Consider the following 15,442-nt stretch of genomic DNA (forward strand, 5'->3'; position numbering starts at 1 on the left):
ATTACATTTATAATATTTCATATCATTTACATAAAAAAATTAGATGGCTTTTCTCATGAAGCTATCGATTCTTTGCCTGAAATTATCTTTTGGCCTGATTACTATTGAGTCAATTCCGGAAGTATCAAGGTTGTATTTCGTTTCTTCAATATGCAGTCTCATCTTTTCATTAAAAGATTCCCACTTGTTGAGATCAAGAAGCATGGTATGCCCGCTTTCATAATCTTTAAATGCTATAATCCCGCAGGAATCTGAGGGGAGTTCTGTCTCGAAATCCTCGACTATCTGAAGGGCTTTAACCTCATGCTTGCTGGTACCATGAGTTGTTCTATGGAAATTATATTTGCAATTAACCGGATACATAAAGTCTGAAAGAATGAATGACAGGCTTTCAGGGACTTCATTTATAAGTTTTGTCAATGCACGGTCTATGTTGGTAATAGGGCAATCAACCGGCTCTGTACGTGATATAACATTTAGAATGTCCATGAAATGAGGCATTCCCATTCGGGGTGGGATATAGGTTATCAAGTCATCAGCGAACATTATTAACCCGCATCCATTATTCCCTTTTATCGCGCTGTAGGCGAGAGATACGGCTATATTGGCCTGAAGCAATTCCTTTCTTCCAAATGATACAGATTTGCTGATGTCATAAAGGATCATTAAAGTGAAATAGCTCTCGGCAAGATATTCCCTGACATAGTATTTGCCGCTTTTGGCAGTTGCCTTCCAGTCTATGTTCCTAAATGAATCTCCATGTTCAAGTTCTCTCAATGACCAGAATTCATAACCTGAACCTCTGAATATGCTTTCCCAGTCTCCCGGGAATGGTGAATTCACCCTGTGATTTAGAAATATCTCCAGAAGTTCTTTTTTGGAGAAAAGCTGCTGTTCAGACTTTATGGTTTCCATTTCAGTAAGGCCTTGTCATTTTAAGAACCTCGTTGACAATGAATTCAGCCGTTATACCTTTTGAGACCGCATTGCTGTTGAGCAAAATACGGTGTCTTAAAACATGTACAGCATACTTGTTGACGTCTTCGAAATTTACGAAATCACGTCCCTGGCAAAAAGCTAATGACTTTGAGACAGCCAGCAGAAACTCAGTCGCGCGCGGCGAGGCGCCAAGCCTTATGTAATTATAAATATCATTTTTGATCTTCTGTCCTTTGTATGTTTCAGGAGGACGTGTGACAGTGCATATGTTAAGCATGTAATCCATGATGTTCTGAGAGACACTTATCTCATCATGGATTATTTTCTGGATATCGATGATTTCTGCCGGCGATGTAACAGGCTTTACATCAGCTTTCAATTCTTCAAAATTTGAATTCTTTCTGACAATCAGTTTCCTTTCATCATTTATTTCCGGATAATCTACATCGTATTTAATCATGAAACGGTCTACCTGGGCTTCAGCCAGCGGATATGTGCCTATCTGCTCTATGGGATTCTGTGTTGCCAGGACCATAAATGGAGTGGGTATAGGGTATTTCATGCACTCCACGGTTACTTCCTTTTCCTGCATTGCCTGTAAAAGAGCAGATTGTACTTTTGGCGAAGCCCGGTTTATTTCGTCAGCCAGGAATATGTTGCAGAATATGGGACCGAAGTAATAGTTGAATTTCTGTTCTTTTTCATTGTAAACCATTGTGCCTGTTATATCGCTTGGCATCTTGTCTGGAGTGAACTGAAACCTTATAAAATTCATACCAGCCACTTTTGCGAATGTTTCAACTGCAAGGCTTTTCGCAAGACCCGGAACACCTTCCAGCAGTATATGGCCTTTGGACAGGAGAGTATGGATCATTAAATCCACCATTTCTTCCTGCCCGATAATTACCTTGCCGATTTCAGCCTTGATTGCACTGATCTTCGCTGCATAATTATTGAAGCGTTTTTCTTTATCGGGCCCAGTCATATTTTTTCCGTTCCCTTTGATTATACTATGATTATAAAGATATCAGTTATATTACATGTATTCAAACCTCTTTCTGTATTTTACGAGCAGATAGAGAAAAAACGGCCCTCCCATCAAAGAGGTAAGTATGCCGATTTTCAGATCCACTTTCACTATCAATCTGACAAAAAGGTCAGCATAAATGATAAAAACCGCGCCTAACAGACCTGCAAAGAAAATAAGTTTTTTATTGTCCGGCCCAACGATACTTCTCATTATATGCGGTGCTATAAGACCGACAAAACCTATCGTCCCCGAAACAGCGATAGCCCCGCCTGTCTGTATTGATGAAAAAAGAAGAAGAGCGTTGCGTGAAAGCTTTGTGTTTACGCCAAGATTGGCAGCGGTTTCCTCATCTATCATTAATATGTTAAGGTCCTTGATGAAAAAAGTTGTTCCTAAAAGTGCCAAGGCTGTGCTTGGAAAAACAATCTGTACATGCTCCCATGAACGGTTATTCATATCTCCCATAAGCCATGTGATGATCACCCTGCCTACATCAAATTCCCTCGTGCTTAATGAAATAACGAAAGAAGTAAGGGCGCCAAAGATCAGATTAAGTGCGATTCCTGCAAGCAGCAGAGTTGAAACTGAAGTATGCCCATTCGATGTCGCAATGAGATAAACGCAAATCAGCGTTATTAAGGAAAAGAGTATGGCGCATAAAGGAAGCGCTAATACAGAGAACGCTGAAAACCCCAGATAGATGGCTATTACCGCACCTAATGCTGCGCCTGAATCAATGCCAATAACGCCGGGGCTTGCCATAGGGTTTTTGAATATACCCTGCGTAATTGTTCCCGCAACGCCAAGAGAGAATCCAACCAAGAAGGCTACAAGAACGCGCGGCATCCGTCCGTCCCAGACGATTGTTGCCTCTACCTGATCTATGTCGGATGAGAGAAGTCCAAGTTTGGTAAAGATTATTTTAAATAAATTATCGAGACCGATCTTCCAGTCTCCTGAGGAAATCTCCAGAAAAAAACCAAGCAGCAGAATCCCGGCAAGGATTATTAACAGAACAAATTCTTTATTTGGCAAAATCCTGAAATCATCTTTCATAAACAATCCCTGCAAGAAGATTTGCGCTCAGAATTATAAATTGTGAATCAACCCTTAAATAGACACCGGGGACATAATAGATTTTATTTTCCTTTACCGCCTTTGCATGAGAGAGAATCTTGTTTGCCGTTAGCTGTTCCTTGAGCCTGCTTCCCTCAGGGACAATTATAATATCAGGGTCCCATTTAAGGAGGGTTTCAAAATCTATCTGTGACCATGATTTGATTCCCTTTTCCTCTCCAACATTAATGACATTTATTAACTCGCATATAGAAGTGAAATTAGAAGACTTTCCCGGGATATATCCTCCTTCATCATAATATAAGACCCTCAACCGGCTTTTCATCTGCGGCAATTTTGTTTTAAGATCCGCTATCTTTTCATTCATTGTTTTTATGAGTGCTTCTGCATTTCCTTCCTCTCCTATAATCCTGCCTAAAAGGAGAATCTGGGATTCTATGGAGCTAATAGTCCCGAAATAACCGAGGTCAAAGAAGGGAACATTTGCCTGTTTCAATTTATCTTTAAAAGATGAGTCAGAATAGAATACCGTGAAAACTATATCAGGATTGAGGCCTATAATAAGTTCAGTTTGTTTTGAGCGGAAGATATTGCCGCTTTTTCTCACTTCATCTGAGATAAATGAGAAATCCGGGTCTGCTGAATATTCGTTAAAGGACAATATTCTTTCACGGGGACATATGGCCCACAAAATATCTGCCACACCGACAGCATGAGGTACTATTCTCAGAGGTTTACGCTTCATATTGAAAGTTTTATCTTCAAGGCTGAAAGTGTCAGTTTTAAAGTCATACATTTCATAGCTGTACTTTATTGTTCTGGGCCATTCATTATCCTGAACTACTCCTCTCGCATAACTTAAAGCTTCTTTAAGGCTGCTCATTTCGAGCGGGGCAGGAGGGGAGAGAGTCCCCTTATTATCCTGGCTCTCCTGAGGACGGCATGCCGCGATTAATAGAATCATGCAGGCACAAACAGCCATTTTTTTAATTGTCATCAGTAGTTGTCTTTTTAGTTTTATAAGAATAAAAATTAAGAAAACATCCTGAGCTGCTTCTGATCTCATCAACATCAACTCCGAAGACCTCTACGATGTTTTCTTTTGAAAATGCCTCAGATGGGTGTCCATGATAATAAATAAGCCCATTATTGATAATCGTAATAGTATCGCAATACCGTCTGGCTAGATTCAGATCATGGACACATAGAAGGATCGTTTTATTTATCTTCTTTATAGTGCCAAGCAATTCCATGATTGCCAGCGTGTGTTTGATATCAAGGTCGGAAGTAGGTTCATCAAGTAGGATTACTGATGCTTCTGTGGCAAGAGCACGGGCGATAACCGAGAGCTGGCACTCACCACCAGACAACTCATTGCTGTTCCGGTCTTTTAGTTCATAAGTGTCGGTTTCACGCAGGGCCTTTTCTATGATCTCACGGTCTTTTTTCTTTAGTCCTTCAAATCGCCCGAGGTGCGGATTCCGTCCCATGCTGACTATGTCATAGACAGTGATCGGAAAGCTTATGCTGGTATTCTGCGGGACAAGAGTAATCAGCTTGCTCAGTTCTTTTCTTGATAACGCTCGATAGTCCCTGTCGCTGATAAAAACAGCGCCTGATTCAGGCTCCCATATTCTGCAGATATTCTTCAGCAAGGTTGACTTTCCTGAGCCGTTTGGACCAATTATGCCATGAATCATGCAGGGTTCGAAGGTAGCTGAGATTCCTTTTAGTATTTTCTTTTCTTCAATTGAGAAATGTATGTTTTCTAATTTAATCATAAAGTATGGGCAAAATAATTTATTAAAGTCAGGAACATATTTTTAATTTATATGTTATTGGAAGAATGAACTTCGATATAGCTACAAGTATAAAACCCAGGAAAACTATAACCGACATTATGTGAGATGAAAGATGACCGGTAAAAGAACTTGTCACCCATAATGCACTCCATAAGAATAATTGACCCAGCAGAAGCTGAAAATTCTGTGATGTGGTATAAATAACCCAGAAGTGCTGGGAAAGGTCTGTAAGTTCGCATTTCCTTATTTTTATCTCTATAATCTTAAACCATGTTCTCCCTTCAATGATTTGTGCAGAGCCGTCACAGACATGATGAAGAAAATAAATAACAATGAGCAGATGACTCTTGAATGTGATGTCATTAAAAAGATATTTAAATACGGGAGGGAAGCATGACAGCAAGAATACGGCACCAAGAGCCTGTCCAAAAGCTATTCCAAAATGAACCTTTATCAGTTTACTTATCTGTGTTTTTATTTCTTTAAAAGCCTCGAGCCGGTCAATGAACCCGGACGTATATGTGCTGCTTATCATGGTTATACCGGGATAAGCGTATTTAACAACGACTCCTAAAATCGCTGCGACTTTAAGGTCTTCTTCAGCCATTGTGAACATTGTATATAGTATGACTCCGTCGAGGATATTTTTTCCTATTGTATAAAGCAGGTTTCCTATTTCACCGTAGCGGTAGAATGGTACCCTTAAGAGAGATGATATATAAAGTTTGATCTTTTCATTTAAGGGCGGAGTCTTATGTCCATTGATATCAAAAGGCTGTTTGATTTCCATAATTATGCCCGGTGAAAACACACTCAGCATGCCGTTATTCTGTTAGCCGGATATTTTCTTTCTTATTGATTTGTAAAAGACAACTCAAAGGGCAGGTTTTATTTCTGCCCTTTGAGTTCAAGATTAAATTACTGAACCACAAAAAACCGTATCAAATCTTTTCTGTCATTCCTTTTAGCAGCCTAACTGTTTCTTTGGCAGCTAATTCCGGTTTTAATGCAGTATCAGCAATGTTGCAGACTACCTTGACTATGTCGTGGTCACATTTCTTTTCTGCCCAAACATCAGCTTTTGGCGCAGCAATATAGACTGAGAAGCTGTGATGCTCTGTCCCCGGCCTTTCCCCGATGATGTTAAGAACTGCTTTGGGTTTAGCGGGATCTGACTTTCCGAAAAGTACATTGCCTATTTCATAACCGGCTCTGACTCGGCCGTTTATAACTACTACGGTTTTTTCATCAACAGTGTACCCGGCATCTTTTAATTCTTTTTTCAATTCCTTTAGATAAGGTGCAATATGTCCCGGATCCATGACGGCATTTCCGCTTAAACCGTCAGAAATCACTATCTGCACATCAGGATCTTTTCCACCCCATGAATCTCTAAGCTTTTCAAGGCTTGCAACAGCCTGCTCATTCAGTTTTTCGCCGGTTGGAGGATGTGCAACATAATCCTCTCTGTCCTTGGACATTGTTGCAATCTGAATCGGGTTGGGAATGGTCTTTATAAAATCAGGAGTAAACTCGGACCAGAGGCATTTTTTGGCATCTTCATAAAGACCATAGAGTCTCTTCTTCAATACCGGGTTCATGTCCGCGACATTCTTACCATGTCCGATTGCTAAATCAACTGCGCAGCCCTGAACCTCATTTATCTTCTTCTGTCCTTCAGCATAGATTTCGTCTTTTGACCTTGTGTCGCCCTTTGCAAGGCAGAACTGGTAATATACCCAAAGCGGATCTCCGGCGTGTTCGGTATATTTCCCGTTTTTGTCAATTATCTGTATTTTCTTGAAGAAGTCCCACATCGCGTCGTTTACTTTGTAACCGAACTTGTTACGAAGACGGACATGGTCCTGATAACCCGTTGTGAGGTAGCTTAACATAGGATCGTTCTTTGTCGGAAGGGCCATCAGATATGCGGGATTAGCCGGCATGATTTGGTCGATGCACCAGTCAAGGTCATCAAGAGTGACAGGCATGTGCAGGGTTGAGCAAATATCAAGACCTGCCGCCAGCCCATGCAGTTTTCCCATAGTTATATCTTCAAGACAGCATCTGACAAGCTGCTCGCGTGTCCTGAATACTTCAGGGCCGATGAATCCAGCCACATCGTTAAAATGTGTCCAGGCTCCATTGGGCTGTACCTTTGCAAGCTCCTGTTTCAGCCCGCGTGCGAATCCATATTTTCTTGATTCAAGAACAGCCATATCCACACCGTTGGCAGCTCCGTTTGTAAAATCAGATCCCTGGCCTGTCTCATAATATAGCCCGTATTTTTGGCCGGCACGCGATTTAGCATGGCCTATCATCTTTTCAACTGAAACATCAAAAGTCTTGTTGGCATCATCTGTACCTGCAAGGCTCTGGAACAAGAAATCAACAAGCTCAGGGTTGTCTTTGCGGACTGCGCTCTGGACATCAACATGCGAAAGAACGCACCATGGAAGAGTGTCTTCAAGCTTGAAGGTAACAATTACATCCTTTAGAGCTTTCTGAATCTTTGCACAGGCTTCTTTTGAACCGTCCACCGGGTTGGTTCCAAGAACTACATCTCCGACGGCGAAAGAAAACGCATTAAAAGTCTGCCACTGAATATCATCAGGATCATCTGTCGGTGAATTGGGTTGTATCCTTGCTCCCATATAACCCTTGGCGCCTATCTTGCTTCCCGGCAGAGGGTTAAATATTTTTTGGCCTACTGATATCAGTTCCTTGTTGCTCATAAGCTTTGGAACGCAACCTATGATTTCGCTGTTCAATCCTCCCATGATTCCTTTGATCTCGGACTCGGATTTTGTGAGTATGAAATTCTTGAGTTCCCCCATAGTCCAGCCATTGATCTTTTCATAGGCAGCATTATCAGTGGTATCCCAAATGAATTTCTGTAACGTGTCAGCAAGCAGCGGATGTTCGTGAAGATCTTTTATTTTTGTATTAGCTAGAAGCTTTCTTGCATTACCCCTGCTTTTTTCATTATCAGCGGCAACACCGATTGCTTCATCCCCCTCTTTAAATGCGTTTGCAGCGCCTATTATCTGCCTGTAAAGCGTCTGGTCGAATTTCCCTTTAATCCTTTCAATATATTTGAATATATCTTCTCCGGATTTGACATCTGTTATTGATACTGCACTACAGAGAGTACTCAGTGAGAGAAAAAAGAAGCAAGCGAGGCTTGCTATCAATATATTTCGCATCAGTTTTTTCATGACATATGCCTCCCCCAATAGAATACCTAACAGAGTTAAAAAGCTATGTTTATAGCCGCACCTCCATAGACGAATTCATCATGTCCTTTTTGTCCGGTAACACTTCCAGCTTTGATTTCATTTTTTGCTTTATCGCTGAGCGGGAAAGAGTAGTTCATGCTTGGCACCACGGTCACATACTTGTTAATTGGGATATTAAGAGCAGCCCATACATTTCCGTCATGCATTGCTTCATAGTTGGATGTTCCGAAATTTCCAGGTCTGTGCATATAGCTGACCCAACCGCCGACATCAAAGGACCAGTCTTCAGTCAGGCTGGTTTTTACCGGGAAAGGTATATTCTGATATACCGCAAAGTTCCAATAATAAGCTTCTCCAAGCTCTATGTCTCTGTATACGCTGATAGTAGGATTTAGCAGAGTGCTAAGTCCAAGCGTAAGATAAAGCTCCTGTGTATTGCCTGCGTCTGTATCATAATAAATATATCCCAATGTATAGTTCAACATGTCGAAGTTGTTGCTGTATGTCCATACCCAGTCTGTTTCCCACCATTCTTTCTCTCCCGTACCTTCGTAGTTTGTATCCATGTCGCCCCACATATTCATGGAAAAACCTTTATAAGATATCGTGATGGTAGGGAAGATGACCAGGCTGTCATGCCCCAGTGCATAACCTCTCCATATGTAATCTGAATAGAACCCTAAGGACATCTTAGCTGTTGGCCTGTCTTCTTCTGCGGCTTCTTCTTCAGCGATAGCAACAGGCGTTATGGAGAAAAACAACAGGAAAACAGACAAGCAGATAAAGATTTTTTTCAACGATCGGATCATATCACCCCTCCTCAGTTTGATGGTTACATCAGCAATTAGAAAATAAAAATCTTTATTAACTTTTAAGGGTATAGTTAGATTGAGTTAGTTTGTTTTTTTGTGGATTTCCCTGATGGAAAATAAATTGGATAAATTTGATTAGAATCAAAAACAACCCCCCGGTTATTTTTCTCTTCTAGGCTACAATTTAAACCTGTCCATTTGAATCGTCAATGGATATTTCAATTTATTAATATGAGGATGAGTAATCTTCCGTAAAAATGAAGACCATTTTTGTCAGATTAAAAGATGTTTGTTATGTAAACCATCCAAATTACATCATCGTGATTAATAATAATGACCTGTTACAATTGAAATTAAAAAGTTGGGAAATATATTGTTGATTAATTGTCAAATTAAGATTTTTAAAAATCAAAGCAATGTGAGCTCGAGAAGAAGCTGTTTGATGGAATAGTTTTATTAACCAGGAGGAGGGGGAAGATGGAAATGAAGAAGATTTGTTTGTTAGGTACATTAATGGCATTTCTTTTTGTTTGTTTTTTGATTGGCTATGCTGAAGAAAAAGCAGTCCAAAGTTCTCCTTATGAAATTTTTTTAACCAAATGTACTAAATGCCATGACAAGGAACAGGCACTGAAAAGACATGAATCAAAAACGTATTGGATAGATGTAGTCAGAAGAATGACGATGGAACATGGAGTAAAGGTTTCCAGTGAAGAATCTGATGCAATTGTAAAAATGCTGGCAGATCCTGATCGCAAAGTTTTCGAGGATAAATGCAGTAAATGTCATCCGCTCGACAGAATAAGTTCGTACCATGAAACAGATGGAAAAGCCAAAGAGGTTACTGAGAAGATGAGCAAAAAAGACGGTGCGAATATATCAGAGGATGAAAAGAAAAAAGTAGAAAAGTATCTTGAGTATCGAAACAAACCTACTTTCCCTTTGTCGCCCCAGAGATGAGTAATTACATAGATTACGGCATTTGATAAAAAGTGTTGTAAATATGGGATGCAGAATAAAACGGGGGAGGGAAATATGAAAAAAATATTCTATTTGCTGGTTGTATTTATTGCTCTCTTTTTCACTCTTCAACCTGTCAGTTCAAATCTATGTGCTGAGACATTAAGGATAACGTGTTGGGCCGGCTATGCAGAACCATATGTTAATGAGTTTAAGGAATTGGTTAAAAAGAAATATAATACAGCGCTTACCGTTGAGATATACAATCCTACTGATCAGGATGAATTTTACAAAGCAGCAAAGAATGGGACTGCTGATCTGATCTCTCCACCGGCAGATTTAGCAAAAACACCAAGGTTCTATTGCTTTAAAGACGGTGATTATCTGCTTTCTCCAATAGATGAGAAGAATATTCCGAACCTTAAAAATCTACTGCTATTCTTTGCTAAAGATCAGTCCCTGATACATAATGGTAAGCGGTATGGGGTTCCTTACAATTGTGGTCCCTACGGACTTGCATACAATACCAATGTTGTAAAAAAAGCGCCGGAGAGCTGGAATATTTTTTGGGAACCTGAGTATGCAGGCAAATATACAATAAACAATAATTTCCATAAATGCAATATCTGGATTACAGCACTTTCCCTTGGTTATAACTATGACCAGATATTTGATATTGCTAAACTTGACCGTAAGAAGATTCAGGATAAATTAAACATCCTTGCAAAAAATGCAAAAAGCCTTTGGGATGGTGAAGCAAACCCGGATGAATTCCCGCAGCTCTCTCTTGCCACGACATGGGGATTTGCGGCGCAGCAGGCAAATATGAAAGGCGGACACTGGCTGATTGCAAGCCCAAAAGAGGGGGGGACAGCCTGGATTGACTACTGGTGTATTACAAAAGCTGCTACCGGGATGAAAAAGAAACTGTGCGAGGAATGGATAAATTTTGAGTTGTCACCAAAGAATCAGGCCAATGTCGTAAAGTCGCTTGGTGTCTCGCCGGTTGTAAATAATGCTGATACGCTTGTAACACCAACTGAGAAGACGCTTTTCCATGTCGGCGATAATGAATATTTTAAAACAGTTGCCATTTGGCGTGTTATGAGCGAGGAGACTGAAAAAGCTTTCGGCGAGATGTGGGAAGATGCGAAAAAACTAAGAACCAAGTAAATGTGAAGGGACAAAAAATATATTATAAAAATGTATATTTCATAAGGAACAGGGCTGAGAAGAGATAAATCATCCAGTGGACGTCTTTCCCTTTGCCGGAAGCGAGCTTAAGTATGCAATAGGAGATGAAGCCGAAGGATATCCCCTCGGTTATGCTGAAAGCATACTGCATGACTGTCATAGTCAGAAAAGATGGGAAGGCTTCTGTTATGTCGTTCCAGTTTATCTTTGTCACACTCTGGAACATAAGGACTCCAACGATAATGAGTGCAGGAGCAAGTACCGGGTAAATAATCTTTCCCTGTGAAACTTCGTACCCGCCTCCGATCATTTTTACAAGCGGGTAAAAAAAGAGTGACAGGAACATAAGTAACCCGGTTATCATATTTGAAAAACCGGTGCGTCCCCCCTCTGAAACTCCGGCAGCGCTTTCTATGTAGCAGGTTACAGTTGAAGTCCCCAGCAGTGTCCCGCTCGTTGTCCCTATCGCATCTGCAAGCAATGCCTGCTGCGCCCGCGGAAGATTTCCATTTTTCATGAGTCCTGCTCTTTCTGCTACGCCAACAAGAGTGCCCACAGTATCAAACATGGCGAGGAGAAGAAGGACAAATATTACGGTTAAAAAACCTTTTTGCGCAAAGGCACCAATAATATCGAGTCTGAACAATGTGGGGGAGATCGATGGCGGAAGACTTACTATCCCTCCATATTTCACTATACCCAAAGGGATACCGGCAACCGCAGAGGCAAGTATCCCCCAGAAGATGGCGCCGTTAATGCGAAGTGCCATCAGCATCGCGATAAGAATTGTTCCTCCTATGGTAAGAAGGACATGTGGGGCTTTAAGGTTTCCGATACCGACCATTGTTCCGGGTGTTGCGACTACTATTCCGCCCCACTGGAATCCAATGAATGCTATGAGAAGTCCTATTCCTACGGCAATGGAATGCTTCAGAGAGCCAGGAATTGCTATAAGCAGTTTTTCACGTACTCCCCATCTTGATATGATTATGAAGATAGCGCCGGCAAGAAAATTCGCTCCAAGGGCGGCCTGCCAGGGATATCCCATACCTCCGTAGGCTGCCGCTCCGCAGACCGTGAAGGCGAAGAAAAAATTATGCCCCATTGCAGGTGCGAGCGCTATAGGATAATTTGCCATGAACCCCATGAGAAGGGTTGCGATGCCGCTGGCTATGCAGGTTGCAACCATTACTGAGCCAAAGTCCATTCCCGGTCCATTGGGATTGCTCAAAATAGCTGGCTGAACGAATATGATATAGGAGAGAGCCATGAATGTAACTGTTCCGGCTGTGATTTCTTTTTTTATGGTAGAGCCTGCTTCGCTTATTCTGAAAAGATTTTCTAACACAGGCATCCTCCGTTTTATTAGTACCTGTTACTGCGTTATCTTGAAGCGGTCATAGAGATAATATTTGAAGAAATTATAAAATCCGTGGTAATAAACTTTACCCTTTTTTATTATCCCCCACGAATCATAATAATCGAAGGGGAGGGGATAATCAACAGGCCAGTCCCACCATTCTTCGTTTTCCTTTACGAACTGGTGCAGGAACAGATATTTCTCCCTGTCGCACTCAGTCTGTATGCTGATGCCGGTCATCTGGGAATAACAAGTATCTATTGCTTTCAGCTTCAGATTCTTAAACTCGCGGCTCAAAGGCATCTTTGAAGTAGGAGCTGAACCCATTGCAGTTTTGTCCCAGTCAACAGGCAGACATTTATTCAAGATATCCCTTGTCATAAGTTCAGGAGAATCTGGATCGGGATATTCTCCCATGTCTTCTACGTTGTCATGGTAATTGAAATGCACGAGAAAGCGGTGAACAGCTATCTTTGCGGCAGAAGCATTCCCGCTTTCGGTCAGATGGCTGATGGCTTTCCTTACAAAAATTGGTGTTGCTCTGTGGTCTGAGTGGGTGTCAAGTTCATGGGTGACGAAGATATCTGTTGGAGCGAATTCTTCTATTATTGAACTCAAATCCCTTGTTATGTAATCTGCATTGTAAAGAGTTTTTTCAGAAGGAAATCTCTTTTCATGGTAGGTGTTATTATATGGTGAGTATTTGAGAAGGTTGACACTTAATATTTTTTCAAAAATAATCCCGCTTTTGAAATCTAAATAGAAATCATTGAAGTCTCTGTTTAATATCTCCCAGAGAAAGGAATCAGGATAGCCCAGAAAAATAATGTCGTTTTTGTTGACGCCGTAGTTAGAAAGCGCAGTTATAACTTCTCTCTGCCTTGTATATCCATAGTCGATGAAAGTCACCGAGCCGTTGCCATCCACGTCTTTTATTAAAGCTCTCTTCCCCCAAAGGAAAAGATCTCCGTTAGTCATTATCACTATTTTTAACGGCAGATTGTTTTTTACTGCATAAGATATTACCGTTGAAGAGCTGATGGTCTCGTCGTCAGGATGAGGTGCGATAACCAGTATCCTTCTTTGTTCACGTTTTTCCTGTGATTCATCAAAAAGTATTTTAGGATCTGCGGACGAAACATCTGTGTTAATCAAAAGGAGGAGTAACGTTAAAAAGGTTATTTTATTTAAATGCCGCATATAGTGCATTATTATTAGGCGAGGCTCTTTTTTATGTCAAGAAGTTCTGTTTAAGGGTATCTTGACAGAATCTTTTCTAAAGGTAAGCTTATCGAAGTATACTATAATTAATTTTCAGGACTGAGAATATGTGTAGTGCAGAAAAAAAATTATATAAAATCGGGGAGATGGCGGACCTTTTAGGAATAAGCCCAAGAACTCTCCGTTATTATGAGCAGATTGGCCTTCTTGACGCCCTGTCCCGCGTTGATGGCAAAGTCCGTTATTATAACAACAAAACAGCATTTCTCGTAAAGACAATAAAAGATTTGCAGTGCATGGGATTGACGCTTGAAGAAATACGGGAGATACGTTTTCTTTTTCAGACTGACCCGAGCAGGGAAAAACCAAAACAGAAGATGCTGGAAAAACTTGCAGAACAAAAGAAGAATGCTTTAAGTAAAATGCAGGAGCTCAACAGATTTATTGATCAGATTGATGATTACATGAAAAGAATAGAAATGATCAAACCCAAAAGCGTGATCCCTGATGGAGATATTATAGACTAACTCAATTTTGAGACTCATTTTTTATAAAGTGACATTCCGTTAATTGTGTATGGTATAATAATTTATATTCACATTTTGTTTTTCTTGACAAAATGGAGAAATTCTAAAATATTAAACTAAATATTTTATTTAAGTGGAATCTAACATAAGGAGATGAGAGATGGCAGATTTTAACTGGCAGCAGAACAGCAAAGCGATGTTTGATAAATCTATTGAAGGTTCACCAAAACCATTTCAGGAAATGACAAGGAAGCGCCTTCTTGAAACACTTACAAAGAAAGCCGGCGACGGTGGTGCTGTTACAGAAGATATGTTCCTCGAAGCTGTGAAAGAAATTACTCCTAAACCATTCCTTCAGATGGCATTAAAAGCTCTTGAAGGTTTAAAAACAAAGTAACTCAAGAGAAATAAATCAGGGGAATTTGTTGGAGCAAATTTCTTCAACTAATGAGAAAAAATTAATATAAACTTGAAGCAGGGGGCTTTTTAGAAGTTCCCTGCTTTTTTTCTATGGCGGGGTTTATGAGCATACATGGAATATTTGAAATAGAGCTCGGAACAACGAAGGTGTTTTATATAGATGGTGCAACAGAGAAAGTTCTCGTAGATACCGGAATGAAACCCCTCCCTACAGAGGTGATAGATTATTTTGTAAAGACAGGGATAAATTTTTCTAAAGAGCAGCTTGAGTTCCTGAGGAAAGGCTCACGGTCTGCAATAGTAAAATTTTTAAGAAAAAACAACTATAAGGTTGATTCTATTATCTGCACTCATTGCCATGGCGATCATATAGGCAATCTTGCAGTTCTCAAGAATGAGTTGAACGTCAAAGTGGCTGCCCATAAAAATGATATTGCGATAATTGAAGGAAGAGAATCTCTCCCAAAACCGGAGTTTGTCCCGGAGCATCTTTATCAGTATTTTAATGTTGAGCCATGCAAGGTTGATATAGCCCTTGAGGACAGGCAGCAATTCAATGAGGAAATAGAGATAATACATATCGAAGGACATACAAGAGGGAACATATGTCTCCTTGTCAAAGGGATAGCTCTTATAGCCGGTGATACAATGTCAGGGAAGGGCGCATTAGGGTCAAATTCCCACAAGGAACTTAATTCTCCCGGCAAACAGGCATGTATGGATTGGGATATGGCTGTTAAAAATATCGGTAAACTGCTAAATTACCAGTTTGACTCAGTCCTTCCAAGCCATGGAATGTCAGTGAAAAGAGACGGGAAAAAGATAGTTCAGAAGCTTGTCGAAGAACTAAAGATATAAGAA

At 40.5% G+C, this 15,442-nt stretch carries 15 protein-coding genes; 5 read left to right on the forward strand and 10 right to left on the reverse strand.

The window, feature by feature from the left end:
- Positions 1–39: 39 nt before the first annotated feature.
- The 8 genes from HZA77_07790 to HZA77_07825 all read right to left on the reverse strand — a co-directional run bounded on the left by HZA77_07790 (position 40) and on the right by HZA77_07825 (position 8,896).
- A complete protein-coding gene (locus tag HZA77_07790; GenBank protein ID MBI5375321.1) occupies positions 40–915 on the reverse strand; it encodes a DUF58 domain-containing protein in 876 nt (291 codons plus the stop codon).
- A 1-nt stretch (position 916) separates the two neighbouring features.
- Positions 917–1,924 carry a MoxR family ATPase gene (locus HZA77_07795; protein MBI5375322.1) on the reverse strand — a complete coding sequence of 336 codons (1,008 nt, stop codon included), beginning with the start codon at positions 1,922–1,924 and terminating at the stop codon, positions 917–919.
- A gap of 51 nt (positions 1,925–1,975) precedes the next feature.
- Entirely contained in the window at positions 1,976–3,004 is a 1,029-nt protein-coding gene (locus HZA77_07800) for an iron ABC transporter permease (protein ID MBI5375323.1), read from the reverse strand.
- Positions 3,005–3,014: 10 nt separating this feature from the next.
- On the reverse strand, positions 3,015–4,043 hold the full coding sequence (locus tag HZA77_07805; GenBank protein ID MBI5375324.1) for an ABC transporter substrate-binding protein: 1,029 nt from the start codon (positions 4,041–4,043) through the stop codon (positions 3,015–3,017).
- Positions 4,033–4,827: an ABC transporter ATP-binding protein gene (locus HZA77_07810; protein ID MBI5375325.1), complete on the reverse strand. Its 795-nt coding sequence runs from the start codon at positions 4,825–4,827 to the stop codon at positions 4,033–4,035. The genes HZA77_07805 and HZA77_07810 overlap by 11 nt, the downstream gene beginning before the upstream one ends.
- Before the next feature lie 28 nt (positions 4,828–4,855).
- Positions 4,856–5,638 carry a hypothetical protein gene (locus HZA77_07815; protein ID MBI5375326.1) on the reverse strand — a complete coding sequence of 261 codons (783 nt, stop codon included), beginning with the start codon at positions 5,636–5,638 and terminating at the stop codon, positions 4,856–4,858.
- Between the two features lie 151 nt (positions 5,639–5,789).
- Positions 5,790–8,054 carry an ethanolamine ammonia-lyase gene (locus HZA77_07820; GenBank protein ID MBI5375327.1) on the reverse strand — a complete coding sequence of 755 codons (2,265 nt, stop codon included), beginning with the start codon at positions 8,052–8,054 and terminating at the stop codon, positions 5,790–5,792.
- A gap of 47 nt (positions 8,055–8,101) precedes the next feature.
- Positions 8,102–8,896, reverse strand: coding sequence for a hypothetical protein (locus tag HZA77_07825; protein MBI5375328.1), 795 nt, complete (start codon positions 8,894–8,896; stop codon positions 8,102–8,104).
- 480 nt (positions 8,897–9,376) lie between these two features.
- On the opposite strand from HZA77_07825, the gene HZA77_07830 reads away from it, so the two are divergent.
- Positions 9,377–9,859: a hypothetical protein gene (locus HZA77_07830; GenBank protein ID MBI5375329.1), complete on the forward strand. Its 483-nt coding sequence runs from the start codon at positions 9,377–9,379 to the stop codon at positions 9,857–9,859.
- A 75-nt stretch (positions 9,860–9,934) separates the two neighbouring features.
- Positions 9,935–11,032 carry an extracellular solute-binding protein gene (locus HZA77_07835; protein MBI5375330.1) on the forward strand — a complete coding sequence of 366 codons (1,098 nt, stop codon included), beginning with the start codon at positions 9,935–9,937 and terminating at the stop codon, positions 11,030–11,032.
- A 22-nt stretch (positions 11,033–11,054) separates the two neighbouring features.
- Here the strand turns inward: HZA77_07835 and HZA77_07840 are convergent, their stop codons facing one another.
- Entirely contained in the window at positions 11,055–12,407 is a 1,353-nt protein-coding gene (locus tag HZA77_07840) for an NCS2 family permease (protein MBI5375331.1), read from the reverse strand.
- A 21-nt stretch (positions 12,408–12,428) separates the two neighbouring features.
- On the reverse strand, positions 12,429–13,568 hold the full coding sequence (locus HZA77_07845; protein MBI5375332.1) for a PIG-L family deacetylase: 1,140 nt from the start codon (positions 13,566–13,568) through the stop codon (positions 12,429–12,431).
- Between the two features lie 212 nt (positions 13,569–13,780).
- On the opposite strand from HZA77_07845, the gene HZA77_07850 reads away from it, so the two are divergent.
- From HZA77_07850 to HZA77_07860, 3 genes are all read left to right on the forward strand, one after another.
- Positions 13,781–14,161, forward strand: coding sequence for a MerR family transcriptional regulator (locus tag HZA77_07850; GenBank protein ID MBI5375333.1), 381 nt, complete (start codon positions 13,781–13,783; stop codon positions 14,159–14,161).
- A gap of 160 nt (positions 14,162–14,321) precedes the next feature.
- Positions 14,322–14,558 (forward strand): hypothetical protein, encoded by a 237-nt coding sequence (locus HZA77_07855; protein ID MBI5375334.1) that lies wholly within the window; start codon positions 14,322–14,324, stop codon positions 14,556–14,558.
- Positions 14,559–14,683: 125 nt separating this feature from the next.
- Complete coding sequence (locus HZA77_07860) at positions 14,684–15,439, forward strand: MBL fold metallo-hydrolase (GenBank protein MBI5375335.1); 756 nt, start codon at positions 14,684–14,686, stop codon at positions 15,437–15,439.
- The last annotated feature ends 3 nt before the right edge of the window (positions 15,440–15,442 follow it).

This window comes from Candidatus Schekmanbacteria bacterium (assembly GCA_016219965.1).
In the GTDB taxonomy this organism is placed as follows: domain Bacteria; phylum Schekmanbacteria; class GWA2-38-11; order GWA2-38-11; family J061; genus JACRJM01.

Excerpts from the sequence above, each read along its gene's own strand:
- HZA77_07790 (MBI5375321.1), bottom strand. The coding sequence starts at position 915 with ATGGAAACCATAAAGTCTGAACAGCAGCTTTTCTCCAAAAAAGAACTT.
- HZA77_07795 (MBI5375322.1), bottom strand. The coding sequence starts at position 1,924 with ATGACTGGGCCCGATAAAGAAAAACGCTTCAATAATTATGCAGCGAAG.
- HZA77_07805 (MBI5375324.1), bottom strand. The coding sequence starts at position 4,043 with ATGACAATTAAAAAAATGGCTGTTTGTGCCTGCATGATTCTATTAATC.
- HZA77_07810 (MBI5375325.1), bottom strand. The coding sequence starts at position 4,827 with ATGATTAAATTAGAAAACATACATTTCTCAATTGAAGAAAAGAAAATA.
- HZA77_07815 (MBI5375326.1), bottom strand. The coding sequence starts at position 5,638 with ATGGAAATCAAACAGCCTTTTGATATCAATGGACATAAGACTCCGCCC.
- HZA77_07820 (MBI5375327.1), bottom strand. The coding sequence starts at position 8,054 with ATGCGAAATATATTGATAGCAAGCCTCGCTTGCTTCTTTTTTCTCTCA.
- HZA77_07825 (MBI5375328.1), bottom strand. The coding sequence starts at position 8,896 with ATGATCCGATCGTTGAAAAAAATCTTTATCTGCTTGTCTGTTTTCCTG.
- HZA77_07830 (MBI5375329.1), top strand. The coding sequence starts at position 9,377 with ATGGAAATGAAGAAGATTTGTTTGTTAGGTACATTAATGGCATTTCTT.
- HZA77_07835 (MBI5375330.1), top strand. The coding sequence starts at position 9,935 with ATGAAAAAAATATTCTATTTGCTGGTTGTATTTATTGCTCTCTTTTTC.
- HZA77_07840 (MBI5375331.1), bottom strand. The coding sequence starts at position 12,407 with ATGCCTGTGTTAGAAAATCTTTTCAGAATAAGCGAAGCAGGCTCTACC.
- HZA77_07850 (MBI5375333.1), top strand. The coding sequence starts at position 13,781 with ATGGCGGACCTTTTAGGAATAAGCCCAAGAACTCTCCGTTATTATGAG.
- HZA77_07855 (MBI5375334.1), top strand. The coding sequence starts at position 14,322 with ATGGCAGATTTTAACTGGCAGCAGAACAGCAAAGCGATGTTTGATAAA.
- HZA77_07860 (MBI5375335.1), top strand. The coding sequence starts at position 14,684 with ATGAGCATACATGGAATATTTGAAATAGAGCTCGGAACAACGAAGGTG.